This is a genomic window from Streptomyces sp. NPDC050743 (assembly GCF_044456925.1).
GTDB lineage: Bacteria > Actinomycetota > Actinomycetes > Streptomycetales > Streptomycetaceae > Streptomyces.
The window spans coordinates 1-25440 of sequence record NZ_JBITGJ010000051.1 but is presented as its reverse complement, the minus strand read 5'-3'; the positions used below and the strand labels follow the sequence as shown (position 1 = coordinate 25440).

23 protein-coding genes and 4 pseudogenes are annotated in these 25440 nt (G+C 71.3%); 14 read left to right on the top strand and 13 right to left on the bottom strand.

Features of this window, described 5'->3' with window-relative positions; all coding sequences use genetic code 11:
• The first annotated feature begins 34 nt into the window (after nucleotides 1–34).
• From ACIBJF_RS34325 to ACIBJF_RS34310, 4 genes are all read left to right on the top strand, one after another.
• Nucleotides 35–1261 (top strand): cytochrome P450, encoded by a 1227-nt coding sequence (locus ACIBJF_RS34325; protein ID WP_399179674.1) that lies wholly within the window; start codon nucleotides 35–37, stop codon nucleotides 1259–1261.
• A 130-nt stretch (nucleotides 1262–1391) separates the two neighbouring features.
• Nucleotides 1392–2063, top strand: a complete 672-nt coding sequence (nthB, locus tag ACIBJF_RS34320) for a nitrile hydratase subunit beta (RefSeq protein WP_399179672.1) — start codon at nucleotides 1392–1394, stop codon at nucleotides 2061–2063.
• Entirely contained in the window at nucleotides 2060–2662 is a 603-nt protein-coding gene (gene nthA, locus ACIBJF_RS34315) for a nitrile hydratase subunit alpha (protein WP_399179670.1), read from the top strand. The genes nthB and nthA overlap by 4 nt, the downstream gene beginning before the upstream one ends.
• Nucleotides 2659–3015: a nitrile hydratase accessory protein gene (locus ACIBJF_RS34310; RefSeq protein ID WP_399179668.1), complete on the top strand. Its 357-nt coding sequence runs from the start codon at nucleotides 2659–2661 to the stop codon at nucleotides 3013–3015. Before nthA ends, ACIBJF_RS34310 begins: the two co-directional genes overlap by 4 nt.
• Nucleotides 3016–3050: 35 nt before the next feature.
• On the opposite strand, the gene ACIBJF_RS34305 is transcribed toward ACIBJF_RS34310, so the two are convergent.
• Entirely contained in the window at nucleotides 3051–3668 is a 618-nt protein-coding gene (locus ACIBJF_RS34305; RefSeq protein WP_399179666.1) for a TetR/AcrR family transcriptional regulator, read from the bottom strand.
• A gap of 96 nt (nucleotides 3669–3764) precedes the next feature.
• On the opposite strand from ACIBJF_RS34305, the pseudogene ACIBJF_RS34300 reads away from it, so the two are divergent.
• The 4 genes and pseudogenes from ACIBJF_RS34300 to ACIBJF_RS34285 form a co-directional block, all read left to right on the top strand.
• Nucleotides 3765–4204: pseudogene (locus tag ACIBJF_RS34300) on the top strand (nuclear transport factor 2 family protein).
• Nucleotides 4201–4620, top strand: a pseudogene (locus ACIBJF_RS34295) (NAD(P)H-binding protein); the annotation flags it as partial. The pseudogenes ACIBJF_RS34300 and ACIBJF_RS34295, both read left to right, overlap by 4 nt.
• A gap of 175 nt (nucleotides 4621–4795) precedes the next feature.
• Nucleotides 4796–6016, top strand: a complete 1221-nt coding sequence (locus ACIBJF_RS34290; protein ID WP_399179664.1) for an RNA-guided endonuclease InsQ/TnpB family protein — start codon at nucleotides 4796–4798, stop codon at nucleotides 6014–6016.
• Between the two features lie 62 nt (nucleotides 6017–6078).
• Nucleotides 6079–6516, top strand: a pseudogene (locus ACIBJF_RS34285) (ergot alkaloid biosynthesis protein); the annotation flags it as partial.
• Nucleotides 6517–6531: 15 nt separating this feature from the next.
• On the opposite strand, the gene ACIBJF_RS34280 reads toward ACIBJF_RS34285, so the two are convergent.
• Complete coding sequence (locus ACIBJF_RS34280) at nucleotides 6532–8025, bottom strand: carboxylesterase/lipase family protein (RefSeq protein ID WP_399179662.1); 1494 nt, start codon at nucleotides 8023–8025, stop codon at nucleotides 6532–6534.
• Nucleotides 8026–8063: 38 nt separating this feature from the next.
• Nucleotides 8064–8711, bottom strand: a complete 648-nt coding sequence (locus ACIBJF_RS34275) for a TetR/AcrR family transcriptional regulator (RefSeq protein ID WP_399179661.1) — start codon at nucleotides 8709–8711, stop codon at nucleotides 8064–8066.
• A gap of 321 nt (nucleotides 8712–9032) precedes the next feature.
• On the opposite strand from ACIBJF_RS34275, the gene ACIBJF_RS34270 reads away from it, so the two are divergent.
• Nucleotides 9033–10061 carry a hypothetical protein gene (locus ACIBJF_RS34270; protein WP_399179659.1) on the top strand — a complete coding sequence of 343 codons (1029 nt, stop codon included), beginning with the start codon at nucleotides 9033–9035 and terminating at the stop codon, nucleotides 10059–10061.
• 547 nt (nucleotides 10062–10608) lie between these two features.
• On the opposite strand, the gene ACIBJF_RS34265 is transcribed toward ACIBJF_RS34270, so the two are convergent.
• From ACIBJF_RS34265 to ACIBJF_RS34240, 6 genes are all read right to left on the bottom strand, one after another.
• Nucleotides 10609–10782, bottom strand: a complete 174-nt coding sequence (locus tag ACIBJF_RS34265) for a hypothetical protein (RefSeq protein WP_399179657.1) — start codon at nucleotides 10780–10782, stop codon at nucleotides 10609–10611.
• Nucleotides 10779–11582 (bottom strand): SDR family NAD(P)-dependent oxidoreductase, encoded by an 804-nt coding sequence (locus tag ACIBJF_RS34260; RefSeq protein ID WP_399179655.1) that lies wholly within the window; start codon nucleotides 11580–11582, stop codon nucleotides 10779–10781. The genes ACIBJF_RS34265 and ACIBJF_RS34260 overlap by 4 nt, the downstream gene beginning before the upstream one ends.
• Complete coding sequence (locus tag ACIBJF_RS34255) at nucleotides 11579–12586, bottom strand: NADP-dependent oxidoreductase (RefSeq protein ID WP_399179653.1); 1008 nt, start codon at nucleotides 12584–12586, stop codon at nucleotides 11579–11581. Before ACIBJF_RS34255 ends, ACIBJF_RS34260 begins: the two co-directional genes overlap by 4 nt.
• 228 nt (nucleotides 12587–12814) lie before the next feature.
• Nucleotides 12815–14344 (bottom strand): aldehyde dehydrogenase family protein, encoded by a 1530-nt coding sequence (locus ACIBJF_RS34250; RefSeq protein ID WP_399179652.1) that lies wholly within the window; start codon nucleotides 14342–14344, stop codon nucleotides 12815–12817.
• Between the two features lie 24 nt (nucleotides 14345–14368).
• Nucleotides 14369–15766, bottom strand: coding sequence for a 2-oxoadipate dioxygenase/decarboxylase family protein (locus ACIBJF_RS34245; protein WP_399179650.1), 1398 nt, complete (start codon nucleotides 15764–15766; stop codon nucleotides 14369–14371).
• A gap of 22 nt (nucleotides 15767–15788) precedes the next feature.
• Nucleotides 15789–16961, bottom strand: coding sequence for an NAD(P)/FAD-dependent oxidoreductase (locus tag ACIBJF_RS34240; RefSeq protein WP_399179648.1), 1173 nt, complete (start codon nucleotides 16959–16961; stop codon nucleotides 15789–15791).
• Nucleotides 16962–17128: 167 nt separating this feature from the next.
• Here ACIBJF_RS34240 and ACIBJF_RS34235 point away from each other — a divergent pair.
• Together ACIBJF_RS34235 and ACIBJF_RS34230 are read left to right on the top strand one after the other, a co-directional pair.
• Nucleotides 17129–17212, top strand: a pseudogene (locus ACIBJF_RS34235) (L-serine ammonia-lyase, iron-sulfur-dependent, subunit alpha); the annotation flags it as partial.
• 53 nt (nucleotides 17213–17265) lie between these two features.
• A complete protein-coding gene (locus ACIBJF_RS34230; protein WP_399179646.1) occupies nucleotides 17266–17484 on the top strand; it encodes a hypothetical protein in 219 nt (72 codons plus the stop codon).
• Nucleotides 17485–17690: 206 nt separating this feature from the next.
• Here the strand turns inward: ACIBJF_RS34230 and ACIBJF_RS34225 are convergent, their stop codons facing one another.
• Together ACIBJF_RS34225 and ACIBJF_RS34220 are read right to left on the bottom strand one after the other, a co-directional pair.
• Entirely contained in the window at nucleotides 17691–18479 is a 789-nt protein-coding gene (locus ACIBJF_RS34225) for an SDR family oxidoreductase (RefSeq protein WP_399179645.1), read from the bottom strand.
• Between the two features lie 700 nt (nucleotides 18480–19179).
• Nucleotides 19180–20400 (bottom strand): RNA-guided endonuclease InsQ/TnpB family protein, encoded by a 1221-nt coding sequence (locus tag ACIBJF_RS34220; protein WP_399179643.1) that lies wholly within the window; start codon nucleotides 20398–20400, stop codon nucleotides 19180–19182.
• Between the two features lie 179 nt (nucleotides 20401–20579).
• Here ACIBJF_RS34220 and ACIBJF_RS34215 point away from each other — a divergent pair, with 179 nt between their 5' ends.
• Both ACIBJF_RS34215 and ACIBJF_RS34210 read left to right on the top strand, forming a co-directional pair.
• Entirely contained in the window at nucleotides 20580–21476 is an 897-nt protein-coding gene (locus tag ACIBJF_RS34215; RefSeq protein WP_399179642.1) for a hypothetical protein, read from the top strand.
• Between the two features lie 171 nt (nucleotides 21477–21647).
• Entirely contained in the window at nucleotides 21648–21890 is a 243-nt protein-coding gene (locus tag ACIBJF_RS34210; protein ID WP_399179640.1) for a hypothetical protein, read from the top strand.
• 802 nt (nucleotides 21891–22692) lie between these two features.
• Here ACIBJF_RS34210 and ACIBJF_RS34205 read toward each other — a convergent pair.
• Nucleotides 22693–24522, bottom strand: a complete 1830-nt coding sequence (locus ACIBJF_RS34205; RefSeq protein ID WP_399179638.1) for an RNA-binding domain-containing protein — start codon at nucleotides 24520–24522, stop codon at nucleotides 22693–22695.
• A gap of 23 nt (nucleotides 24523–24545) precedes the next feature.
• Between ACIBJF_RS34205 and ACIBJF_RS34200 the strand changes: the two genes are divergently transcribed.
• Nucleotides 24546–24815 (top strand): ATP-binding protein, encoded by a 270-nt coding sequence (locus tag ACIBJF_RS34200; protein WP_399179733.1) that lies wholly within the window; start codon nucleotides 24546–24548, stop codon nucleotides 24813–24815.
• Between the two features lie 30 nt (nucleotides 24816–24845).
• Here ACIBJF_RS34200 and ACIBJF_RS34195 read toward each other — a convergent pair whose 3' ends face one another.
• Nucleotides 24846–25211, bottom strand: coding sequence for a hypothetical protein (locus tag ACIBJF_RS34195; protein WP_399179636.1), 366 nt, complete (start codon nucleotides 25209–25211; stop codon nucleotides 24846–24848).
• Nucleotides 25212–25440 lie beyond the last annotated feature (229 nt).

Here is a 25440-nt window from a genome sequence, read left to right as displayed (position 1 = left end):
CCTCTTTCCGGACCGTCGGCCCTCAGGAGACACCATGACTCTCGGCACCCTGTTCGCGCAGATCACCGACTACGCGAGTCGCGCCGATCCGTACCCGCTCTACGCCGCACTGCGCGCCTCGCCGGTCAGCCGTCAGGACGATGGATCGTACCTGGTCAGCACGTATTACGAGGTGCGGAGCCTGGCCAACGACCCGCGGCTGAGCAACGACCTGCGCAACCGCACTCCCGGCGCCGACGGCCCCGCCATGTCCGAGGAGGACACGAATCTGCCGCCGAGCTTCCTGTTTCAGGATCCGCCCGGACACGACCGGCTGCGCAATGCGGCGATGCGGCCGTTCGGGCCGCCGCACAGCCCCAGGTTCCTCCACGACCTGCGTGGAGAGCTCGCCAGGGTCGTGGCCGAGCTGTTCGACGGGCTCGAAGGCAAGGACGAGATCGACGTGGTCGACGACTTCGCCTACCCTCTCCCCGTCACGGCCATCTGCAAGGTCCTGGGCGTGCCGCGCGAGGACGAACAACGCTTCCACGGCTGGGCCGACACCGTCGCGTCGGGGCTCGATCCCAGTGGCGGGCAAAGAGGCGCGGAAAAGGCCCAGCAGGCACGCCGCGAGCTGGGCGTCTACCTCTCCGGCCTGATCGAGACCAAGCGCCGCCGCAACGGCAGCGGGATCCTCGGTCCCCTCGCCCGCGAAACGGGCCCCGGCGGCACCATGTCGACAACGGAGCTGGTGTCCACCGCGATTCTTCTCCTGATCGCGGGCCACGAGACCACCGTCAACCTGATCAGCAACGCGACCCTCGCGCTGCTGCGCCACCCCGAGGTCCTCGAGCGGTTCCGGAAGGAACCGGAGCTGGTCGTCCCGCTCGTCGAGGAGGTGCTGCGGTACGAGCCGCCGGTCCAGTTCATACCGTTCACCACCGCCCTGGCCGACATCGACATCGCCGGTACCACCATTCCCAAGGGCGCGCCTGTCCGGCTGATGCTGGCCTCGGCCAACCGCGACCCGAAACGCTTCGAGGATCCCGACCGGTTCGATCCCGACCGCGCGGACAACCAGCACTTGGGGTTCTACACCGGCATCCACTACTGCTTCGGCGCCCCGCTGGCCCGGATGGAGGCGCAGCTCGCCCTGCCCGAACTCTTCCGCCGGCTGAAGAACCCACGGCTCCTGGCGGACCCGCCGCCCTACCGCGCCAACCCCGTCCTGCGCGGCCCCCGCCACCTTCCCGTGGCGATCGACGGCCTCACGGCCCCATGATACGGACGTCCCGGCGCACCAGGGACCCGCGCTGCGGCGAGCTTGCTCACCGCTTCGGGCCGGCCAGAGGTCAGGCCAATACAATGTCAGTGATGCGTCCGTTGTCGCCGGACGAGTGAGAGTGTGCGCCATGGATGGTATCGCCGACATGGGGGGCACCCAGGGATGGGGCCCCGTACATCCGCCGAGACGCGACGAACCCGTCTTCGCGGAAGACTGGCAGGGCAAGGCGTTCGCGCTGGCGATTCTCTCCAGCCGTATTGCGAGCGGCGGCATCAACACGGACGCCTTCCGGCACGCCCTGGAGCGGCTGGACCCGGCCGCCTACCTGGACGACGGCTACTTCGGGCGCTGGCTCAACGCGGGCGAGCTGATGCTCACCGAACGGTCCGTCCTCGCGCCGGGCGCGGTCGAGGCCCGCGCCCGCGCCCTGCGCGGCGAACAGGTGGCGCAACCGCCGATCCCCGAGCCGGCCATACCTCACTACGCACCCACCGCCGAGGGCTCGCTGCGCTCCGTGGACAACGCACCGGCCTTCGGCCTCGGCGAGCGCGTACGCGCGAAGAACGTGTCCTTCCCCGGGCACACCCGGTTGCCGGGCTACATCCGGGGACACACCGGAGTCGTCGACATCATCCAGCCCGCCCATGTGCTGCCGGACACCAACGCGCACTTCCTGGGCGAGAACCCGCAGTACGTCTACACGGTCCGGTTCGACTCGCGGGAACTGTGGGGCGCCGACGCCGAACCCTTCGCGGTCACCGTGGAGATGTACGAAAGCTACCTGGAGACCACGGCATGAGCACCACCGCCGGCGGCCCGGACGAAACACCTTCCGTGGCCTTGCGCACCGAGGCACTGGAGCAGCTGCTCACCGAGCGGGGCCTGATCGACCCCCAGGTGATGAACGGGATCATCACCCAGTACGAGACCAATGTGGGCCCGCTCAACGGGGCCAAGGTCGTCGCCAGGGCCTGGACCGACCCCGACTACCGGCGGCGCCTGCTCCAGGACGGCACCGCCGCCATCAAGGAGCTGGGGTTCTCGGGGCAGCAGGGCGAGCACATCGTCGTCGTGGAGAACACTCCGGCGGTCCACAACGTGGTGGTGTGCACCCTGTGCTCGTGTTACCCCTGGCCGGTGCTCGGTCTGCCGCCGAGCTGGTACAAGGACCCCGCCTACCGTGCGCGGGTGGTGCGGGAGCCGCGCACGGTGCTGTCCGAGATGGGGCTCGAACTCGGCGACGACGTACGGATCATCGTCCGCGACTCCACGAGCGAGGTGCGCTGGCTGGTGCTGCCCGGGCGCCCGGCCGGCACCGAGCATCTGTCCGAGGAGGAACTCGTACCCCTGGTGACCAGGGACGCGATGGTCGGAGTGGCCAAGGTGACGGCACCGTGAGCGCGCCGATGGACATCGAGGGCCCGGCCGCTCCCCCTCGCTCCAACGGCGAGCTGGTGTTCGCCGAGCCGTGGGAGAGCCGCGCCTTCGGCATGGCCGTCACCCTGTACGAGGCGGGCGCGTTCACCTGGCCGGAATTCCAGGCGGCACTGATCTCCCGGATCGCCGCCTGGGAAGCCTCGGCGGAGCCGGACGAGTCGTACGACTACTACCGGCTCTGGCTGGCCGCCCTGGAGGACGTGCTCGCGGGCCTGCGCGCCGTGTCCACCGACGAGGTCACCGCACGCGCCCGAGCCCTGGGACGGCGCCCCGAGGGCCACGACCACCGTGGCCACGACGACCACCTGCACTGACGAGAAGGGCGTGACCGCCGCCGGAGCGGCCGTGGTCAGCCTTCGTCGGCCGGTCCTGGGGGCGTGTCCGCGCCGAGGGTTCTGGCGGCGAACTCCGCCAGGCGTGCCCGTATCTCACCGCGGGTCAGGCCCTTTTCGCCGGCCAGGTAGGCGACCAGGTCGGCGCGGGTGGCGGCGAGCAGGGCGTGGGCGGTGAAGTCGGTGGAATCGGTGCCGGTCAGGCCCGGAATGCGGTCCAGCAGGTCACGAAGCAGTGCGTGCCATCGCTCGTAGTGCTCCGTGCGGTAGGGGCTGTCGGTGCCGGTCTGTTCCAGGGCCAGCGCCAGGTGGCGGTTGTCGAGCTTGAAGCACAGGACGGCGTCGAGCAAGGCCAGTACACGCTGCAGCCGCCCGGTCGCGGGCCCCAGCGGCGGCGGGCCCTCCTCGACGCTCGTCCGGACCGGTTCGAGCCGCGCCTCGTACAGCGCCCGGATCAGCCCGGTGCGGTCGCCGAAGGCGCGGAAGAGCGTCCCCTTCCCGACGCCCGACGCCGCCGCGATGTCGGCCATGGTGACGTCTTCGGGGTGCTCGCACCGGGTGAAGAGGGTGTCGGCGGCGGCGAGGACGGCCGCGCGGTTGCGGGCGGCGTCCTTGCGCGGGCTGCGCTCGGGCACGGGGTTCCTCCGTTGCAATCCGGACCGGCGGTCCGTATTGCCGAAGAAGCGGACCACCGGTCCGTATCGTACTGGAGCACTCGAGCGGAGAGAGTCATGCCGGAGAACAGCTACGCGGACGGCTCACCGGCCGATCTGTACCGCCGGAGCCTGCAACTGCTCCTGGACAAGGACATCCAAGGCTGGATCGGCCTGTGGGCCGCCGACGGAGTGATGGAGTTCCCCTTCGCCCCGCCGGGCCGGCCCGAGCGTCTGGAGGGCAGGGATGCCATCGCCCGCTACATGCGTGAGTCCCCGACCACATCGACCTGCACGACTTCCCCGACGTGCGGATCCGCCAGACCACCGACCCGCAGACCATCGTGGTCGAGATGCGCGGAGTGGGCCGGGTCGTTGAGAGCGGCGGGCCCTTCGACATGACCTACATCGCTGTCGTGTCCGTTCGCGACGGCCGCTTCGCCTCCTACCGGGACTACTGGAATCCGCTCGCCGTCCAGGCACCCGGTCTGGACTTCGCCGGGAGCGACGCCCGATGACCGCTCCGGGCACCACCCTGGTGACCGGCGCCACCGGCACGACCGGGAGCCGTACGGCCGCGGGACTGGCCGCCGCCGGACACCGCGTCAAGGCCGCGAGCCGGCGTGCCACTGCGGTCGCGGGTGCGGAACCGGTCCGCTTCGACTGGTACGACCCCACCACCTTCGGCGCCGCTCTCGACGGAGCCGACCGCGTCTACCTCGTTCCGCCGGTGGGCGACCCGGACCCGGCCGCGGGCATGCTGCCCTTCCTACGGCGGGCTCGGGCCGCCGGTGCACACCGTGCGGTGCTGCTCAGCTCCTCGGCCGTCCCCGAGGGAGGCCCTGGAGTGGGTGCGGTGCACCGGGCGCTGCCCGGGCTGTTCGACCAGTGGGCGGTGCTGCGGCCCTCCTGGTTCATGCAGAACTTCACCGGGTTCCTCCGAGGATGCCCCGGCCTTCAGGCCGGGGAGGAATCGGACTCCTGCGGAGCAGGGCAGGGATAGCCGGATCGCCGTCAGGGCGATCCGGCGTCCACCCCGCACGGCGGTGATGTCGCCCGCAATGATCGAGAGCTCTCGACTGTCAGTGCTCTCGGGTAGGTTCGGATGCATGACGACGGAGGCGACCACGAAGGACGCCGGGCATGCCCGGTACACCTTCCGTGTGCGCCTGTCGAACACGGCCAGGGGCCGGCTCGAAGCCGAGTGGGATCGCTGCCGCTGGATCTGGAACGAGTGCGTCGCGAAGTCCCGGCAGGTCCACGTGCAGGGCAAAGCGGGTGGCGAGAAGCTGACGTGTGGTCCGGCTCAGCTCGACAAGATGCTGACCGAGGCACGCGGGGTGACGCCCTGGCTGGCTGAGGGCGCGTCGGTGCCTCAGCAGCAGGTGATACGCGACTTCGCCAGGTCGAGGGCGAAAGCGCTGAAGGACATCAAGGATCGGTTGCCGATGCACCGCCGGGCCGGGATGCCCCGCTTCAAGAAGAAGCGGGAGGCGCGGTGCAGCCTCAACTACACCAAGCGCGGTTTCCGCCTCAGGGACGGCCGCCTGCACCTTGCGGGCCAGATCGTGCTGACGGTGGTGTGGTCGCGGGATCTGCCCGCCGACCCGTCGAGTGTGCGCGTGCACCAGGACACGCTCGGGCAGTGGTACGTGTCCTTCGTCGTTGCCGCGCAGAGTGAACCGCTCGCTCCCACGGGGCGCGTGCTCGGGGTGGACTGGGGTGTGACGGAGACCGCCACCACCACCGACGACGCCTACGATCTCCCCCATGCCGAGCACGGCAGGCGGGCCGCGCAGCGGCTGGCGAGGTATCAGCGGATGATGGCCCGGCGGCGGCGTCCGAAGGGACAGCCCGCATCCGCCGGCTACCGGAAGGCGCAGGCACAGGCGGCGAAGCTGCACAAGAAGATCGTGCGGCAGCGGGAGGACACCGCCCGCAAGTGGGCCAAGCGGGTGATGCGCGGCCACGACGGGGTTGCGGTGGAGGACTTCAGGCCGAGGTTCCTGGCGAAGACCACCATGGCCCGCAAGGCGGCCGATGCCGCCATCGCCGCGACGAAGCGTGCCCTGTGCGAGATGGGCCGCAAGCACGGGCGGGACGTCCGTCTCGTGCACCCGGCGCACACCACGATGGACTGTGCCAAGTGCGGAGCGAGAACCAAGCACGCACTGCCTCTGTCGATGAGAACGTATGCCTGCACCGTGTGCGGAGCGGTGTCCCCCAGGGACAAGAACTCCGCCCGCGTGATGCTGGTCCGGGCAGGTTGGAACCCGGACGGTGTCGAGGGCGTAAGACCACCCGAGCCGCCGGCTCCGGTGGCGGCCTGAGCCGTAAATCCCCGCTCAGCCCTGGAGGGCGACGCATTCCCCTCCCTTCAGGGAGGGGAGCCTTCAACGGCACGCACGTCCACGCCCAGAGCATCCGTGCGCGCGGTGAGATCCTGACGGCGGCCGGGGCCGGTCGCGTGGGGTTCGTCGACGCCGACGACATCGCCGCCGTCGCCGTACACGCTCTGACCGGGGACCGCGCGCCCGGCACCGACCTCGTCCTGACCGGACCTGAGGCGCTCAGCCACGAAGACGTCGCCACCGTCGTCACGCAGGTCACCGGCCGGCCCGTGATCCACCGGTCTCTGACGTACGAGCAGATGCGAGACCGCCTGGCCGCACGGATGCCGCTGGAGTTCGCCGAAATGCTGGCCGGCATGGACCGCGCCATCGCCGAGGGCGCCAAGGACCGCACCACCGACACTGTCCAACGCCTCACCGGCCGCCCGCCGCACAGCTTCCGTGAGGTCGCCGTACGAGAGCTGACACCCGACGGATGATCGTGCGGGGCGGGGTCAGCGCAGCCCGTCCCACAGGACTCGCAGGTGCTCGCGAGGGGCGTGGTCGAGGGTGGGCGTCGCGCCGAAGCGGCGGACGGCGCGGCCGGGTTCGCGGTAGGCGGGCCAGCCGGGGTCGCCGGTGGTGGCGAAGGCGATCCAGGCGGCGTGCATGCTGTCGGCGATGTGCTGCGGAGGCCTGTCGCCGAGCAGGGCCGCGAAGCCCGGGTCGGCCAGGTTGTCGAAGACGAACGGAAGGTCGGCCGCATGGCAGGCGCCGAGATCTCCGTCGAGGGCAGGCGACGGCCAGGCGAACTCGTAGACGAACGCGCGGGCGCCCTGGCCTGTTTGGGCCTCCGCCAGCCGCAGGGCGGGTAGCCGGTAGAACCAGTCCGTGGCGATCTCGGCGAACAGGTCGCCCGGCGCCGCGTCGGGGAAGGACGCGCGATAGGCGAGCACCCCCTGTGGCGGCAGACCGTAGGCCGCTGCCGCGCTGTCCAGGAGATCGTCGGTCACCAGCGGGGACAGCCCGGTGGGCACGGTGAACAGGCGGAACTCGTCTCGGGTGAAGCCCACCAGCACATCGACGTCCGCGGCAGTGCCGTCCGCGATCGCCTCGATGGGCGGGCGCGGCAGGTTGGTGCGGTCGACCACGGGTTCGAAGGGCATCAGGTTGAGGGCCGCCTCGCCCCACAGTGCCGGGTCCGGGCGTGCGGAGATCTCCGTGCGCAGTCGCTGCTGCGCGGCCAGCAGCCGCTCCAGGGGCACGGCGGCGAGGTCCGCACGGGTGGGCGGCACGCCGAGCACGGAGGCCAGTTCGGCCCCGACCCGGGCGGCGGAGCCGGGGGACAGCACGTGATGGGCCGCTCCGCTCTGCAGTACGGCGCGGTGGAAGAGGCCTTTGGCCGCGGGCATGGCGAGCAGGGCGCCGATGCTCATGGCCCCGGCCGACTGGCCGAAGACGGTGACGCGCCGGGGATCGCCGCCGAACGACGCGATGTTGTCGCGCACCCATTCCAGCGCGGCGATCTGGTCCAGCAGACCGAGGTTGGCCGGGGCGGGGTCCTCGGGGCCGAGGTGCAGGAAGCCGTGCGCGCCCAAACGGTAGTTCAGCGTCACCAGCACCACGCCGTCACGGGCGAACGCGGTGCCGTCGTAACCGGGTACGGAACCCGAGCCGTTGCTGAACGCGCCGCCGTGCAGCCAGACCATGACGGGCAGCCGTCCCGCCGGATCGGGGGTCCAGACGTTGAGATTGAGGAAGTCCTCGCCGGGGATGTCGACCTCGGGGATGAGACGGTTCAGCGGTGGGGCGTACGGGGCCTTGGGCGCGGTGGGTCCGTAGGTGTCGGCGTCGCGTGTTCCGGTCCATGGGGCCGGCGGGCGGGGCGGGGTGAAGCGGAGCGGTCCGACCGGGGCGGCGGCATAGGGGATGTTCCTGAAGCGGGCGATGCCGTCCGGGCCGGTGATGCCGCGCACGGCACCGTGCCGGGTGGAGAGGACCGGTCGCATGGTTGCTCCTGGGCGCGAGGGGGGGACGGGACGCATGCTCAGCGGTGGGCGCCGGCCATGCGCAGGGCGAACTGCGCGTACTGGTCGGCGACTTGTTCACGGGTACGGCTGGAGGCGGGTCCGAACCACTGGGCGACCTGCACCCCGAGGCCGCCGATCGCGGTCACCGCCAGCAGTGGGTCGTCGATGCTGAACTCGCCCTGGCACAGGCCCAGTTCAAGGACGTCGGCGAGCATGCGACGGCACTGCTCGCGCAGTTTGAGGGAGGGCTCGGCCAGTTCGGGAGGCAAGGCGTGCAGTTCGCTGTTGGTGACGACCGCCAGCAGCGGATAGTCGGTGTGCAGCAGCACATGGGCGCGGACCAGGGCGGCCAGCTGCCGGCCGGCGCCGGCGTCCCGAGTGCCGGCTGCGGCCTCGGTCAGGCGGGCCAGCATCTCCTCGTGGCCGATGCGCACCAACGCGGCGAGCACGTGCCCCTTGGAGGGGTAGTGCGCGTACAGCGTCGCGGAGTTGATGCCGACGATGCCCGCGATCTGCCGGATCGAGGCGCCGGCGAAGCCCGATTCGGCGAACAGTTCCAGGCCCGCCTTCAGGATCCGCCCTCGCGTGCCGGGAGGCGTCACCCCCTCGGGCAGGACGGCGCCCATCGCCACGACCCGGCGGGGCTCCCAGGCGGGAAGTTCCACGGCTGCTCCTGACGGACACGGAGAGATTCCAACCAATCGATTGGTTGACACCGTAGCGCAGAAGCCGGAAGGTATCCCGCGACGAAACCGAAACAACCAATCGATTGGTTGGCTCGGTCCGTCCGAGCGGCCCGCCCGACCCGCGCCGCAGGCACCACGCACGTCGCACACTGCACCGCACGCGCCATCCGCTCCCGCAAAACCGTCCGACGGCCACACCCGGCCGGACGGCAACGAGTTCCCGGGCCGGCCGTCGTCGCCACGTCCCTCGGGGCCGCCCCCGCCGGCGGCACCGTCCTCCCACCCAACGGAGTGTGCACAATGAGGTTCCGCTCCCTGCGCAGAGCCGTCCGCGGCATGGCCGTCCTCGGGGCCGCAGCCGCTCTGACCGGCCTCGGCCTGACCGCCCCCGCCCAGGCCGCCGCCCCACCGCTGCCGGACCTGGACATCACCGGCACCTACGTCACCGGCGTCTCCTCCGGCGGCTTCATGGCGACCCAGCTCCAGGTCGCCTACTCCGGCACCTTCGACGGCGCAGGAATCGTCGCCGCGGGCCCGTACGACTGCGGCCGGGGCAGGATCATCGAGTTCGTCACCTGCGACCTGGGCCTCGGCGTCGGCCAACTGGAGCAGCAGGCCACCGACTGGGCGGCCGAGGGCCGGATCGACCCGGTCTCCAACCTGGCGGGCAAGCCGGTCTACACCTACCACGGCTACCTCGACCCGGTCGTCAACCCGGTCGTCAACCCGCTCGTCTCCCGTGCCGGCGTGGACTTCTACGAGCACTTCGGCGCCGACGTCACGTACCACGATTGGGATCCGGCCGGGCACTCCTGGCCCACACCCGACGGCGTCGTCCCCTGCGCCCTCACGCTGCCCCCCTTCCTGAACAACTGCCACGACGACCCGCAGCGGGAGATGCTCACCACCTGGCTGGGCACGGTCAACCCACGCAACACCGGCGCCCCGGAGGGCTCACTCACCTACTTCGACCAGAACGCCTACGCCCCCGGCGGCTCCGCCCGCGCACTGTCCATGGACGGCACCGGCCAGCTCTATGTGCCGCCCAACTGCGCCCAGGGCGAGCCCTGCAAGCTGGTGGTCGCCCTTCACGGCTGCCTGTCCGCCCAGCAACTCCTCGGCACCGCCTTTGCCGAGAAGGGCAACCTCGACACCTACGCCGACACCAACAACCTCGTCGTCCTCTACCCGCAGGCCGTCTCCAGCGTCTGGCCCGTCAACCCACAGGGCTGCTGGGACTGGTTCGGCTACACGGGCTCCGACTACGCGATCAAGAGTGCCCCCCAGATGACCGCAGTCGTCAACATGGTCCACGCCCTGGGCGGCTGACCGACTTCCCGATGGCGTGTGGGCCGTACGGTCTCGCCGGGGCACGGCACATGCGGGCCGTACGGTCGCGCCGCGGATACGGCGAGCGGGCCGTACGGTCTTGCCGGGGCACGAGCATGCGAGCTGTACGGTCGCACCGCGGGCACGGCCTGCATGCCGGCCGTACGCGGGCGCCGCAGGCATGGTGTGCGGGCCCTGGGGTCGCGCCGCGGGCACGGCCCGGGGGCCGTAGGGTCGCGCCGCGCGGGCATGGCGTGCGGGCCGAACGGTCGCGCAGGGGCACGGCCTGCGGCCGCGTACGACTGCGCTGCGGGCACGGCAAGCGGGTTCCTGGGCGCCACGGGCACCCCCTTACCGGACCGAGTTCATCTCCGCCGACGCACCGCTGGTGCGCATGAGTTCGGGGTCGTGGTGGAGGCCTCGCCGGAGGAAGCGGGGCGGGGCCCGATCGACACGCTCCGGGCGGCGGCCCGCTCGCGCAGGGCCCGCCTCCGTATGCGGCGGTTCCTTTCTGCCGGCCGAGGCGGGCCTCCTTGATGGCGTGCCGCTATACGGATGTGACGGTGGACACCGAGCCGATCTTCGTCTGGGACGGCCCCTTCGTGACGTCCGCGGGCGTGTCGACTCCGGGCACGCCACCCGCCACCACCCCGGCGAGGGACTCCGGCTCACCGTCGGCAACCAGACGGCCGACGACACTGTGCCGACCGCGCTGGGTCATGTGCCGACGAGCTTGCCCGGGCCGGGGACGGTGCGGAAACGGAACGGCTCCGGGTCGCGGCCGGCCTGGATGAACCAGCACTCCCCGGTGCCGTCGCCGGTGACGATCCGCAGCACCGTGTCCGCCACGACCTGAGCCGGGATGATCGGCATCGACTGCTCGGAGAGCATGTCGCGCAGCGGATCGATGATCCGCGACTCGGCGAACCCGGGGCAGACGGCGTTGAACCGCACATTGTCCGGCGCGAGAGCCGGCCCCAGGGAGCGAGCGAGTCCGACGACCGCGTGCTTGTTGGCCGCGTACAGCGGATCGAGCGGTACGGCCGCCAGGCCCGCCAGCGACGCGGTCGCCACGATCACCCCGCCACCGCGGGCCCGCAGCGCGGGCAGCAGCGCATGGGTGCCGAAGACCACGCCGTCGAGGTTGGCTCCCATCGCGCGACGGTAGCGGGCCAGGTCGAAGTCCTCACCGAGGCCGCATCCGGTCGCCACCCCCGCGTTGAGCAACGCGATGTCGACGCCACCGCAGGTCTCCCGGGTGAAGTCCACCAGCGCACGGTTGGCGTCCGGGTCGGAGACGTCACAGGCGCGGAAATGGCCGCCAATCATGTCGGCCACTTCGCGGCCGCCTCGGGCGTCGAGATCCGCGACGACCACGCGTGCCCCCGCCTTCGCCAGCGTCAGTGCCGTGGCCCGGCCCAGTCCACTGGCACCGCCGGTGACGATGGCCACCTTGCCCTGGAGCGCGGCGCCGTCCGTCTGTCCCGGCCGGGCTGCGGCGAGGCTCTCGATGGTGGTCATGCCAGCTCCAGGACGAGCTTGCCGACGTTCTCCCCGCGGAAGAGCATCTGCAGTGTCTCGGGGAAGTCGTCCACGCTCCCCCTCACCACGTGTTCCTTCACCTTGATGCGACCGGCAGCGATCCAGGCGGAGATGTCCTGCGCGGCCTGCGCGTAGCGCTTGGCGTAGTCGAAGACGACGAAGCCCTCCATGCGGGCGCGGCGCACCAGCAGCGACAGGTAGTTGGACGGGCCCTTGACCGGCGTGGCGTTGTTGTACTGGCTGATCGCACCGCAGACCACGACTCGTGCGTGCATCGCCAGTCGCGTCAGGGCCGCGTCGAGGATGTCCCCTCCGACATTGTCGAAGTAGACGTCGATGCCGTCGGGGGCCTCCCGGCGCAGCGCCTTCCTGACGTCCTCGGCGCGGTAGTCGATCGCCGCGTCGAATCCCAGCTCGTCGATGAGCATGGCGCACTTCTCCGGTCCGCCGGCGATGCCGACGACCCTGCAGCCCTTGGCCTTCGCGATCTGACCGGCGATACTGCCGACCGCCCCGGCCGCCCCCGACACCACGACGGTCTCGCCGTCCTTCAGAAACCCGACGTCCAGCAGGCCGAAGTAGGCGGTCATGCCGGGCATGCCCAGCGCACCGAGATACGTGGAGGGCGGGGCGAGGGAGGTGTCGATCTTCATGGCGCCCTTGCCGTCGGAGACCACGTACTCCTGGACGCCGAACGTGCCGACCACGTGATCGCCCGGCTGGAAGTCGGGGTGGTTGGATGCGGTGATCTCGATGACTGATCCGGCGCGCATCACCTCGCCGATGCCGACCGGAGGCAGATAGGAGGGACGGTCGTCCAGCCAGCCCCGCATCGCCGGGTCCAGGGAGATGACGCGCGTCCGGCCCGCGAACCGGCCCGGGCCCGGCTCGTCGACGGGCCCCGAACAGTGCTGCCAGTCCTCGGGTTTGACCTCGCCCACGGGTCGGGCTGCCAGACGGATCTGGCGGTTGGTCGCAGACATCGCGCCTCCTGTCGCTCACGGCTTCGCCGCAGGGTACCGACCGGTAGGTATGTCAGTGGGTGTGATGTTGGCCATACACCTGGCCACGGGACGGAGGCACGGGTGCTCGCCGCGGCCGAGTGACCCGTCGCGGGCGTGGCTCGTGTCGCCGACGAACCCGGCTGGGGTGGGTCATCGGGGATCGGCATCCCACCCCAGTGGAGCGTTCGCCTGTTTCGAGGGGTCTCGTCAGAGGAAGCTGACGCCCTGGGCGAGGTTGAGTTCGCTGGAGTAGTTGATGGTGTTGGTGGCCGAGCGCATGTAGGACTTCCAGGCGTCGGAGCCGGACTCGCGGCCGCCGCCGGTGTCCTTCTCGCCGCCGAACGCGCCCCCGATCTCGGCTCCGGAGGTGCCGATGTTGACGTTGGCGATACCGCAGTCGGAGCCGGCGGAGGACAGGAAGATCTCGGCTTCCTGCTGGTCGCGGGTGAAGATGCTGGACGACAGGCCCTGGGGGACGTCGTTGTGCAGGGCGATCGCCTCGTCGAGGGTGTCGTAGGTGAGGACGTACAAGATGGGGGCGAAGGTCTCCTGCCGTACGACGTCGGTCTGTTCGGGGACGCGGACGAGGACGGGCTCGGTGTAGGCGGCCGCGGGTGCGGCCCCGGCCAGGCGCCGGTTGCCGCCGGCCAGGATCTTGCCGCCCTGGGCCTGGACCCGGGTCAGGGCGTCGTGCATGGCGTCGAGAGCCGTGGTGGAGATGAGCGGGCCGACCAGGGTGGTGTCGTCGAAGGGATTGCCGATGGCCAGCTTGTTGTAGGCGGCGGTCAGCCGCTCGACGAGGGTGTCGGCGACGTCGCGGTGGACGATGAGGCGGCGCAGGGTGGTGCAGCGCTGCCCCGCGGTGCCGGCCGCGGCGAAGACGATGGCGGGCACGGCGAGGTCGAGGTCGGCGGACGGGGTGACGATCGCCGCGTTGTTGCCGCCGAGTTCCAGCAGGGAGCGGCCGAAGCGGGCGGCGACGCGGGGGCCGACCTCGCGGCCCATGCGGGTGGAGCCGGTGGCACTGACGAGGGCGACGCGGGGGTCGTCCACGAGCTTCTCGCCGACCGCGCGGTCACCGAGCAGGAGGCGGTGCACATCGCGGGGTGCCCCGACCTCGTCTGCGGCGCGGGCCAGCAGGTGGTGGCACGCCAGGGAGATCAGCGGGGTGAGTTCCGAGGGCTTCCAGACCACGGTGTCACCGCAGACGAGGGCGACGGCGGTGTTCCAGGACCACACGGCGGCGGGGAAGTTGAAGGCGGAGATGACACCGACCACGCCAAGGGGGTGCCAGGTCTCGGCCAGGCGGTGGCCGGGGCGTTCGGAGGCGATCGTACGGCCGTACAGCTGGCGGGACAGGCCGACCGCGAAGTCGCAGATGTCGATCATCTCCTGGATCTCGCCGAGCGCCTCGGAGCGGATCTTGCCCGCCTCGATGGTGACGAGGCCGGCCAGGTCGCCCTTGTGCTCGCGCAGCAACTCGCCGAGGCGGCGCACGAGTTCGCCGCGGCGCGGGGCGGGCGTGGTGCGCCAGGTGAGGAAGGCCGCACGGGCGGCTGCGATGGCCTCTTCGGTGTCCGCGTCGGTCGCGGCCGGCAGGCCGAAGAGGTGCTCGCCGGTCAGGGGCGTGCGGGCGTGGAAGTCGGTGCCCTCGGGCACGGCGACGCCGATGTTCCGAAGGGCGGCACGGGCGCGGGCGCGCAGGTCGTCCGTGGTGGGCAGTGCGATGTTGGTCATGGTGATCCTTGAAGTCCTGAGGGGTCAGCGGAGGGTGCCGGTGATGCCGAGTTCCCGGGCGACTCGGGCGAGGGAGCGGTCCTGCTGCTGTGCGTAGAGGTCGAACGGGTCCAGGACCTCGCGGCCGATGGCGCCGGAGAGCCGGCCGGCGTCGTAGGCGGTGCCCTGCTGGTCGTTGTCGCGGGTGCCCTCGCCGCTGAGGTTGGACTGGAAGATGCCGGCGGCGGAGCGGGGCAGGAAGTCCTCGTAGACGATCGGCTCGGCGTGTACCCAGCCCTGCTGTACCAGTTGGCTGATGCCGGTGGGCGGCTTGCTGCCGTCGCGGGGGCGTTCGTCCGCGAGCCGGTAGGAGAAGTAGGCCAGCCCCTTCGCGGCGAGTTCCTGCTCGCCGGCCGGCATGTGCCGCTCCCACACGCCGCGCGCGATGTCGCTGCGGGCTTCCGAGGGGTTCAGAGACGCCTGCTCGTCGACGCGGCCGAGGAGTTCGTCGTACAGGGCGCGGCCCTCGCGGGTGAGGGCGATGCCGCGGGCCTCGACCTCGCCGAAGCGCACGCGCAGCGCGCCGTCTTCGACGCCGCCGTCCGCGAGGCGCATGGCGCGGGGCTCGGCCAGGGCCCGGAAGGAGGTCTGCCGCAGCAGCACATCGGGGCCCTTCCAGGCCGGCGGGCCCTGGATGGTGTCGATCATCTCGATGCCGCGTTCGGTCATACGGCGGTACAGCTCGTCGATGTCCAGGACGCGCGGGGTGAGGTGGTTGATGTGCGTGCTGCGTACGCCGCCGATGTCCGCGGCGACGGCGGAGATCCGCTCCAGGGTCTCGTACCACGCCTTGTCGACCGGCTCGCTGGACAACTCGAAAGCGGCGACGGCGAGTTGCAGGAAGCGCTCGGCGTCGTCCGCCGGCAGTTCCCTGTCGGCTTCGGACCGGTCGGCCAGCGCGAGCAGTTCCGGGGGAAAGAGTTCGCGGCCCGCGAGGAAGTTCTCCAGGCGCGAGCGCAGATCGGCGTCGAAGAAACGGGGGTCAGCGGGGGTGAGCATCGAGGTGAACACCCGGAAGGGGTTGCGTGCCAGTTCCTCGCCGTCGATGGGCCGGAAGGCGGTGGATACGACGGGGACGGCGCTGGCGGCTGCCTCCCGCAGGTCGTAGAAGCCGACCGGGTGCATGCCGAGGGCGGCGAAGACGCGGGCGACCTGGTGCAGTTCCCGCGGTGTGCCGACGCGGATGGCGCCGTGCCGCTCGGCGGTCACCCTGCCGATGGAGCCGAGGCGTTCGGCGTCGGCCCCCCGCGCGCGCAGGACGTCCGCGTTGACCTCGCGCGAGACGTCCACCAGCGTGGTGTAGGCGGGAACCTCCTGCCCGTACATCTCCGACAACCGCGCGGCGAACGCGGCCCGCAGCTGCCACTGACTGATCGTCGACATGGTTCGGCCTTTCGATCGGGGTTCACACCACGTGCGCCTCGGGGCGGATCTCGGCGCCGTGGCGGAACCGGTCGGCCCCGAGCGGGGAGATGTCGGTGAACGGCTCGCGCTCCAGGTACAGGTCGCGCATGACCTCACCGACCGCGGGCGCCTGCAGGAAGCCGTGACCGGAGAACCCGGTGGCGTACAGGAAGCCCGGCAGCTCAGCGGAGCGGCCGATCAGCGCGTTGTGGTCGGGCGTGACCTCGTACAGGCCCGCCCAGCCGCCGACGGTCCTCATGTCGGCCAGGGCCGGGGCGCGATGGCGGGCGGCGGTGCGGAACAGCTCCAGCCAGTGAGGGGTCCAGGTGGTGTCGAACCCTTCCTCCTGGTCGGGGTCGGCCAGGCCGAAGAGCAGTCCGTCGTCGCTGTTGTGGAAGTAGGCGGTCGAGGAGAAGTCGATGGTGAACGGGATGCGCGGGGCGGGCGGTGTCAGCGGCGCCGTGAACGCCAGTTGCCGTCGGACGGGCCGGACCGGAAGGTCGACGCCGACCATGTCGCCGATCCGCGCCGACCAGGCGCCTGCCGCGCAGATGACGGTGGAGCACGCGATGCGGCCCTGGTCGGTGTGCACACCGGTGATGCGATCGCCGGCCGTGTCGATGCCGCAGACCGCGGTGTGGGTGGCGATGGTGACGCCGGCGTGGGCCGCGGCCCGCGCGTATCCCTGGACGACCAGTCCAGGGCGGGCGTGTCCGTCGGCCGGGGAGTACACGGCGGCCACGAGGCCGTCGGTGCTGACATAGGGGCACAGGCGCCCGGCCTCGTCGGGGCTGATCACGCGGCTCGGCACGCCCAGGCCGTTCTGCAGCTCGACGCCGGCCGCGAAGTCGCTCACCTGCCGATCGCTGTCGAGCAGAAAGAGGTAGCCGACGGTGTCGAGCCGGATGTCGGCGCCGGGACGGTGGGGGAAGTCCCGGTAGGCGCGCAGGCTGCGGTTGCCCAGTTCGATGTTGAGCGGGTCGGAGAACTGGGCGCGAACTCCTCCGATCGGTTTGCCGGAGCTGCCGCAGCCGAGCTCGCCGCGCTCGACGACGACGATGTTCCGCACCCCGGCCTCAGCGAGGTGGAACGCGGTGCTCACACCCATCACACCGCCACCGACGATCACGACATCGGCGGAGGCGGGAACGGTGCGGAAGGCGGAGGACGACAACGGGCCACTCCCTTCCAGGGGCCACCCTCTCGGACTCGGACGCTCCGTTTCCAGGGGTGGCGGGGCTGTCAGTACGGGATGATGCCGATCAGCTATCTGTGCGTCATCGTGGAGCAGCCTCACCGGTGACGTCCATCAACGATTAATGCTGCTGATCTTTAGGATTCCTATGGACTGACCCGGTCGGCGGCCTGGTCCAGATCCCCTGCATCGAACGCAACGCGGTGGCCTCCCTCAAGGCCATCACCGCGACCAGTTCGTCCTCACCCTCAGCTGCCCCGAGCGCCCCGGCATCCTCCACGCCGTGACGTCGTTCCTGCTCGGACACGGATGCGACATCACCGAGCACCAGCAGTTCGACGACGCCGACAACGGCATGGTCGTTGCCGTACCGGCTGCACCGGCCGGTGTTCGTCGGCGAGCACCTCCTGGCGGACGGCACCCCTTCGGCGGGCAGGCCGAACTGCACATCGCCACCCGCCGCGAGACCCGGCACGCCGGCGCCGAGGTGACCTTCGCATGAGCCACCCGGATCACAGCCGCACGCCGCCGCGCGCACCCCTGCGGCGGCGTTGTCGCGGGCATCGGCAAGGACCACTCGGCGCCTTCGGGGGCTGACGATCCTGCGGGAGCGGGTGCGCGAGCTGCGGCCGGCCTGCCTGCCGGTCTTCTCAGTCGCGCCGCGCCACTTCGGAGAGCCGCCCCTTCCACGTGCGCCGATGCAGAGCATCACCGACCGATCAGCCGCTGGACCGTCGGCCCCGCGGTCCATCCGCCGTCGACGGCCAGTTCGGCGCCGGTGACGTACGAGGCGGCGTCCGAAAGGAGGAAGGCGACCGCCTCCGCGACCTCCGGAGGCTCGCCGACCCGGCCCATGGGGGTGTTCGGGTACCTGCCCTCGCCCCGCTCGATGCCGACGTGGGCGGTCATCGGGGTGTAGGTCATGCCCGGATGCACGGAGTTGACGCGGATCCTCGCCGTGCCCAGCTCCACCGCGCCGACCTTGGTGAGTCCGCGCACTCCCCACTTGGCCGCGCCGTAACCGGCGGTCATGGCCAGGCCCATCAGGCCCGCCGACGAGGAGACGTTGACGATCGAGCCGCCTCCGCGCTCCTTCATCAGCGGGATCACGGTCCGGATGCCGAGGAAGACGCCGGTGAGGTTGATGTCGAGGATCCGGCGGAAGTCGTCGGCCGACTGCTCTTCGAGCAGATGGGAACCACCGGAGATGCCCGCGTTGTTGACGAGGCCGTCGACGCCGCCGAACTCGGCGACCGCGTAGGCCCCCACGCGCCGCCAGTCCTCCTCGGAGGTGACGTCGTGCCGGACGAACCGGGCGGCGTCCCCGAGCTTTTCGGCGGTGGTCCGCCCGTCCTCCTCGAGCAGGTCTCCGGAGCGGGCGAGGGCCGGGCCCCTGACGGGGCCCGGGTTGCCCGGGTGCAGGACCGGGGCCTGTCGGCCCCCGTCGGGGGTGGGGCGCAGCATGGGGACCACGGCGCGGCGGCCGCCGGCTCCCACGGGGGCCGTATACGACAACCGCCTCCCCTGATGCGGGGCCGGCCGTCGGCCGGTAGGGGCACGCCCCCTGACGGGGGCTCGACGGGGGCGGGGGCCGGGCCCCTGAGGGGGTCCGGGGTGGTCGGGCCCGGGCTGGCGGCCCCGGAGACGGGTGGGGCGAGGATGCGGCGCGCCACGGCCCCGTGCCGCGTCTCAAGGACGCCAAAGGGGGGAGCCGCCCCGCACACCCCGTAGCACCGCGCCTCAACGCCCTTGCCTCACCCGAGGCCGGCCGGTAACCCCGCCGATGCGCAGCGCCAAGTACAAGGCGCCCGGCAGCACGAAGCGATGTCCCAGGACGTGCAGCGCCCTGGGACCGGCTGCCCGAGCGCCCGGTCATCTGCCGAGCACGGAGTCACGAGACGAGATAGTCAAGTGTTGAGACCTGAGTCGATAAAGATCAAAATCTGAGATGTTAACGGTCAAGTTCGCCGAACACGCATCTGCCTGGACCTTTGGGTACAGAGTGATTTTCGAGTGGCGTCACAGTGTTTACAGGTTCTCCGATAACCCGGTCTGAGCCGGAGGCGGACCGGCCGCCCGCACCAGGATTCGACGCCCGGCCCGTGCGGCCGCAGGCGCACCATGGGGGACTTGAAGGCTCCCCTCCCTGAAGGGAGGGGAATGCGTCGCCCTCCAGGGCTGAGCGGGGATTTACGGCTCAGGCCGCCGCCGGAGCCGGCGGCCCCGGTGGTCTTACGCCCTCGACACCGTCCGGGTTCCAACCCGCCCGGACCAGCATCACGCGGGCGGAGTTCTTGTCCCTGGGGGACACCGCTCCACACGCGGTGCAGGCATACGTTCTCATCGACAGAGGCAGTGCGTGCTTGGTTCTCGCTCCGCACGTGGCACAGTCCCTCGTGGTGTGCACCGGGTGCACGAGACGGACCTCCCGTGCGTGCTTGCGGCCCATCTCGCACAGGGCACGCTTCGTCGCGGCGATGGCGGCATCGGCCGCCCTGCGGGCCATGGTGGTCTTCGCCAGGAACCTCGGCCTGAAGTCCTCCACCGCAACCCCATCGTGGCCGCGCATCACGGACTTGGCCCACGTGCGGCCGGTGTCCTCGCGCTGCCTCGCGATCTTCTTGTGCAGCTTCGCCGCCTGTGCCTGGGCCTTGCGGTAGCCGGCGGATGCGGGCTGTCCCTTCGGACGCCGCCGCCGGGCCATCATCCGCTGATACCTCGCCAGCCGCTGCGCGGCCCGCCTGCCGTGCCCGGCATGCGGCAGATCGTAGGCGTCGTCCGTGGTGGTGGCGGTCTCCTTCACACCCCAGTCCACGCCCAGGACGCGCCCCGTCGGGGCGAGCGGTTCGCTCTGGGCGGCAACGACGAAGGACACATACCAGTGCCCGAGCGTGTCCTGGAGCACCCGCACACTCGACGGGTCGGCCGGAAGGTCCCGCGACCACACCACCGTCACCACGATCCGGCCCGCGAGGTGCAGGCGGCCGTCCCTGAGGCGGAAACCGCGCCTGGTGTAGTTGAGGCTGGGCCGCGCCTCCCCCTTCTTCTTCCACCTGGGCATCCCGGCCCGCCGGTGCATCGGCAACCGGTCCTCGATGTCCTTCAGCGCTTTCGCCCTCGACCTGGCGAAGTCCCGAATCACCTGCTGCTGCGGCACGCTCGCGCCCTCAGCCAGCCAGGGCGTCACCCCGCGGGCCTCGGTCAGCATCTTGTCGAGCTGAGCCGGACCACACGTCAGCTTCTCGCCACCCGCTGTGCCCTGCACGTGGACCTGCCGGGACTTCGCGACGCACTCGTTCCAGATCCACCGGCAGCGATCCCACTCCGCCTCAAGTGCGCGCCGCGCGGCAGCCGACAGGCGCACACGGAAGGTGTACCGGGCATGCCCGGCGTCCTTCGTGCCAGCCTCCGTCGTCATGCATCCGAACCTACCCGAGCGGACCGACAGTCGAGAGCTCTCGATCATCGTGGCCGACGTCACCGCCGTGCGGGGTGGACGCCGGACCGCCCCGACGGCGATCCGGCCATCCCTGCCCCGCTCCGCAGGAGTCCGATTCCTCCCCGGCCTGAAGGCCGGGGCATCCTCGGAGGAACCCGGTGAACACTGAACTCACCGTGCTGCAGCGGCAGAAGGCCGTGAGCCGGGACGACACGATACGGATGCTCCTGGACCAGTCCAAGCGCTCCGGCCGCGCCGTCCCCATCCGGCGCGCGTTCATCCAGGACGCCGACCCCGGCCCCCGCCTGGTCACGCGCCCCGGCAAATTCCCGCAGCTGCTGCGCAGCCCCGAGCGGCTGGAGCTCTTCCTTCTGATCCACTGCGTCACCGCGAGGGCCGACTGGGGCGTGACCGCGCGGTCGGAGACCTGGGGCCGCGCGGCGGGGATCTCGTTCGCCACCGACGGCACCGCGAGCGCCGCGGTCTCCCGGCACCTGGCGAAGCTGAAGGGGCTGAAGCTGATCAGCACCGCCCCGGACGGCCGACTGACTCGGATCACCAAGCTGCTGGAGGACGGCTCCGGGGCTCCGTACTCGCTTCCGTCGGGCAGCGACGAGGGCACACGCAAGGACACCTACTTCAAGGTGCCCTTCGCGTACTGGGAGCAGCACTACTACAAGTCGCTGTCGATGCCGGCGAAGGCGATGCTGTTCATCTTCATGGCCATGCGCAGCCGCTCCATCGTCCTGTACAAGGACCGGGAGTTCGCGACCTGGTACGGCGTCTCCCCGTCGACCGTCAACCGCGGCATCACGGAACTGAAGACGAAGGGCCTGCTGTACGAGTTCGTCTCCGAGCAGCTCCTTGACGGCTCCTCCGCCACCGGCCAGAGCACCCGGGTCCGCTGGGCGCTCGCCGCGCCGTTCGACCTGAACATCAACAAGAAGGACCGGGAAGCCGCGGCCGCCGCCTTGACCCCGGAGGGGGCCGCCGGCACCGCGCTGCGGATCGCCCCCGGTGTCCCCGTGCTCTCCCAGGCGCTGGCCACGCGGTGAGCACCGCCGGGGAACCACGCCCTCCCCGGCCCTACGACTCCCGGCCCCACGGACGGGCCGGGCGCGGCGCAGGCCGCCGCCCGCACAAAGGGCGACGGCCCCCTGTTCCCGCAGGGAGCCGCCCAGTGAAGAAACCGACACTCACTCCCCTATGGAGGGGGCACCATCAGCATGTTCAACGAGCCTAAGGGCACCGCCCGGCTGGCGTCGACCCGACATCACCAAGGCACCAGCAAGTTCCACCACATCCGATCCCGGATCCGGGCCCGGCTGCGGCAGCTCCTGGACGGCGGCCGCCGCCGTCGCCTGCGCTCCCTCGCCCGTACGGCGGGCCACGGCATCGTCCGCGGCGCCGCCGGCGCCCTGGGCGCGAGCGCGACCGGATGGATCATCTGGTGGATCCAACAGCACTGACCCGGCACAGCTGATCCCCGCCGTCCGCCGAGCCGGTGGCCCCGCTCCCCAAGACCGGGGCCACCAACAGCCCACCCCGAAGCGGCTCCCGCCCGGCATGAACAACCTGGTTGTCAACGAGCAACTGACAGGCCAAGGCGTATCCGGCCACCTCAGCCCGCGTCGGCCGGGGCCGTCGGCCCCGCGGGCTCTGAGCAGGCTCCGTCATACACCCCGCGAGCCGCCGCTGCCCAGCGCCCGGCACGGCCACACGCCAGCCGCGAAGCAGGCGGCTCATATCCGGGCGGCGGCGACGTCGCCGGCGTTGACCAGGGCCCCCCACCCCTGCACCGCGGGGAGTTCGGCCCCGGACAGACCCGCTACGGCCTCCAGCACAAGGACACCCGACCCGGGCCGGCCGTCGACCGGCTGGGCACGCCCCCTGACGGGGGCTCGACGGGGCGGGGGCCGGTCCCCTGACGGGACCCGAGTGCCGGACCGGGCCTGTCGGCCCCCGCCAGGGGTGGGGCGCAGCATGGGGGCCACAGCGCGGCGGCCGCCACCTCCCACCGGCACCGCACGGGGCTGGGCCCCTGACGGTCGGGTGTCGGCCGCTGGCCGTGCGCGGGGAAGCCCCCTGCCGGGGGCTTCGCACGGGGCCTGGGCCGGGCCCCTGACGGGACCCGGGACGTCGGGCGCAGTGCCCCGGGATGGGGCCGACCGGGACAGCCGTTGGCCGGGCTCGGGGAAGCCCCCTGACGGGGCTACAGGGGCCCGGATGCTGGTCCAATCGACTGCCGCGCCGGGGAGGTTGCCCCTCTCTTTACAGCAGCATTTCCTCTTCGGCTTCCACGAAGCCGAAGCTCTGGGCCATGTACGTGAGCGCACGGCGCAGCTGGGCCTGACGCTCCTTGTGCTCCAGGGCGGGGACAACGGTGATCGTGACCGCCATCTCGGGCAGCACGTCGCGATCGGTCGGGCCGAGCGGGCTGAGGTCGATCACTGTGCCGAGATCGGGCCGTGGCTGGTCGTAGGGGCCTTCGGCGCTCAAGCGCAGCTCGACAGTGGGAGCTCCTGCCCACTGCATCTGGTCCGGATCCTGGGTGGCTGCTGCGGGCACAAGGTCGGCTGCGGTCTCCCATGCGGCGAGGAGAACCGCCTGAACCTCCTGCAGCGACAGCCTCGTCGTGGCGTCCGAGGGCAGGGTGGCTTCCCATGCCGCGACGTCCTCAAGCAGCGCCTCGGCGCACGTCACCACGTGCGCCCCGAGGGGGCTGGGCAGGGCTGCCATCGCTGCGGCGGTGAGTGCTGGGCGGCCGTCCGGGGCGGTGACGGTGCTCGAATAGCTTGCGGCGTCCCGGGCGTTTCGATACGGCCCCGGCTGCCAATGCGCGGCGAGGTGTTCAGCACCGCGGCGGCGGGACAGCAGCGTCGCCGCGCCGGCGAGCGCACTGAAAGGGAGTCCCTGCCTCAGCTCACGGCGGCGCGGCGCGCTGATCTCCAGGTCCCCGGTGTCGGCCCAGGGCCAGTTCACCAGGGCCCTCAACCGCAGCTGCGGAGCGGGCTGGTTGGCCGTCCAGTTCAGGGCGGCGCGGGTCTGGTCGAGGCTGAGGCTGATCTGTGGTTCCCACCGCCACAGGCCGCTTCCGGAGCGGACCAGCCGGCCCGGCCCCCATCTGCCGCCGCCCAGAGTCACGGACTCGGTGTCGGGGCCGAGCACGAGGGGTTGCTCGCCGTCGACGGCCGGATAGCCCACCGCCGGGATCGCCTGGCCTGCCGGGTCCCGTCGGCCGGCCTCCATCATGGCTTGCCAGACCGGCTCGGCCAGCACGAGCGGCGGCTGACGGTCCACCAGGCACAGCACCCAGCCGGGTTCGGACTCGACCGTGTCTGCGAAGTGCTGCACCACGCCTGCGCCCTGGGCGTAAGCCTCGCTGGTCGGCCGGCCGAGGTCCGCCAAGCGGCGCAGTTGCTCGTAGGCGTCGCTCAGCTCCCGCTCACGTGCCGGAAGGCCCTGGCCTACGCGCAGTTCCGGGGCGGAGGTCCGCGCCTGCGCATCGGCGACGGCCTGTCGGACGAGCTCGGTCAGGGCCTTGGGGCCGGGCATGCCCAGCGCCGCGATCCCCATGGACAGCAGGCGCTGGATCTCCGTGCGGGGCAGCCAGTGGGTTCCGTCCGCGTCACGCACCGGGACGGCAACGGTGTGGGCCGGGACCTGGCCCGGCTTGCCGGCTGGGGCGGCGACGACGAAGACCGTGCCCGGCGCCTGCTGCGGGATGTCGATGAAGACCACCCGGGACTGTTCGTCGTCGGACCAGCCGACGGTCACGCCGCGCGGCGCCGGGGTGACGCGCTCGCGGATCACCTTGCGCACCTGATCGAGGTCGACCGCCGACCGGTCCACGGAAGCGATCCGGTCGAGCACCTCCTCGCCGTGCTCCAGTCGCGTGGTGATCCCGAGAACGAGGAGACCTCCGCCTCCGTTGGCGAACGCGGTGACGTCCTTGGCGAGTTCTTCCACCTTGGCCGGATCACGCAGTTCGTACGGGGCGCCCTTGGCATCCAGCCACTGGCTCTCCCGCAACCCCAGCAGCGTGGTGGGCGTCCGGGCACGCAACGCCGACCGGGCGCCCTCGAGATCTATCTGCGACATTCCCGAAGTATCCCCTCCGGCGCATCCCGGCGTGGACCCTTTCCTCCCGGGTCCGGACCGGCCGGCTCGCGGAGCGATGCAGGCGTGGACCGCGAGGTTGCGCGCCGGGCCGGTCAGGGGCAGTCGCCACGAACTCCCCGTTCAACGAGTGGGAGGCGATCTTCAACGAGCCCCGCCTCTGCGCGGCCATCGCCGACCGGATCACCTTTCGCTGCACGCTGATCCAGACCGGCACCGACTTCTACCGCTTCCAGGCCACTGAGGCTGAGCGCAGCACCGGCTGCCCGAGCTGATGAATCGCCCCGCGTCCCAGGCGCACGACCTTATCCCCGGGGCGGCGGCCCGGAGCCCAGGAACTCGCCGGCCGTGTCGACCAGACGCAGCCAGCGCACGGCCGAGCCGGACGTCACGCCCGTGGACATCAGGCGCAGCTGCTCGACCCGGGGCCCCAGCTCTGCCGGCAGAGGGTGGGGAAGCGCGGCGAAGAGCTCCACGTCGTCCTGGCGCTGGAGCTTCGCCAGGGCCCTGGCTCGCCACTCCGCCTCACCCGCGTCGGCGGCTGCCTTGGGTGCGGTCGCGATGAGTGCGATCAGTACGACGCTTTCGACCTGGGTGAGGAGGTCGTCGCGGTCTGTTCCCCAAACGGAGCAGCGTTTACTCAGCCATGCCGCGAACGACTCGTCACTCAAGCGAGCGTCCATGATCCGTGGCGCGAGTCGCCCACTCGTTGCCAACACGTCGTCCATGTCCTTGCGGTTCCCGCCTTCCGTGAACGGGCACGCGTGGTGGGGGGGGGGGGGGCCCCCCCCCCCCACCGCGGGTGGTAAAGAAACATAACCTTTGTGACGGTGGGGTGGGGGGTGGCGGCGCGGGTGTGGGCGGTCTATATCTTACCCCACCTCTCCGTGCGCAAACAGT

What these genes read in the sequence shown, in the direction of transcription:
- ACIBJF_RS34325 (WP_399179674.1), top strand. Translation starts at nt 35, where the DNA reads ATGACTCTCGGCACCCTGTTCGCGCAGATCACCGACTACGCGAGTCGC.
- nthB (WP_399179672.1), top strand. Translation starts at nt 1,392, where the DNA reads ATGGATGGTATCGCCGACATGGGGGGCACCCAGGGATGGGGCCCCGTA.
- nthA (WP_399179670.1), top strand. Translation starts at nt 2,060, where the DNA reads ATGAGCACCACCGCCGGCGGCCCGGACGAAACACCTTCCGTGGCCTTG.
- ACIBJF_RS34290 (WP_399179664.1), top strand. Translation starts at nt 4,796, where the DNA reads ATGACGACGGAGGCGACCACGAAGGACGCCGGGCATGCCCGGTACACC.
- ACIBJF_RS34280 (WP_399179662.1), bottom strand. Translation starts at nt 8,025, where the DNA reads ATGCGACCGGTCCTCTCCACCCGGCACGGTGCCGTGCGCGGCATCACC.
- ACIBJF_RS34270 (WP_399179659.1), top strand. Translation starts at nt 9,033, where the DNA reads ATGAGGTTCCGCTCCCTGCGCAGAGCCGTCCGCGGCATGGCCGTCCTC.
- ACIBJF_RS34265 (WP_399179657.1), bottom strand. Translation starts at nt 10,782, where the DNA reads ATGACCCAGCGCGGTCGGCACAGTGTCGTCGGCCGTCTGGTTGCCGAC.
- ACIBJF_RS34260 (WP_399179655.1), bottom strand. Translation starts at nt 11,582, where the DNA reads ATGACCACCATCGAGAGCCTCGCCGCAGCCCGGCCGGGACAGACGGAC.
- ACIBJF_RS34255 (WP_399179653.1), bottom strand. Translation starts at nt 12,586, where the DNA reads ATGTCTGCGACCAACCGCCAGATCCGTCTGGCAGCCCGACCCGTGGGC.
- ACIBJF_RS34250 (WP_399179652.1), bottom strand. Translation starts at nt 14,344, where the DNA reads ATGACCAACATCGCACTGCCCACCACGGACGACCTGCGCGCCCGCGCC.
- ACIBJF_RS34245 (WP_399179650.1), bottom strand. Translation starts at nt 15,766, where the DNA reads ATGTCGACGATCAGTCAGTGGCAGCTGCGGGCCGCGTTCGCCGCGCGG.
- ACIBJF_RS34220 (WP_399179643.1), bottom strand. Translation starts at nt 20,400, where the DNA reads ATGACGACGGAGGCTGGCACGAAGGACGCCGGGCATGCCCGGTACACC.
- ACIBJF_RS34210 (WP_399179640.1), top strand. Translation starts at nt 21,648, where the DNA reads ATGTTCAACGAGCCTAAGGGCACCGCCCGGCTGGCGTCGACCCGACAT.
- ACIBJF_RS34205 (WP_399179638.1), bottom strand. Translation starts at nt 24,522, where the DNA reads ATGTCGCAGATAGATCTCGAGGGCGCCCGGTCGGCGTTGCGTGCCCGG.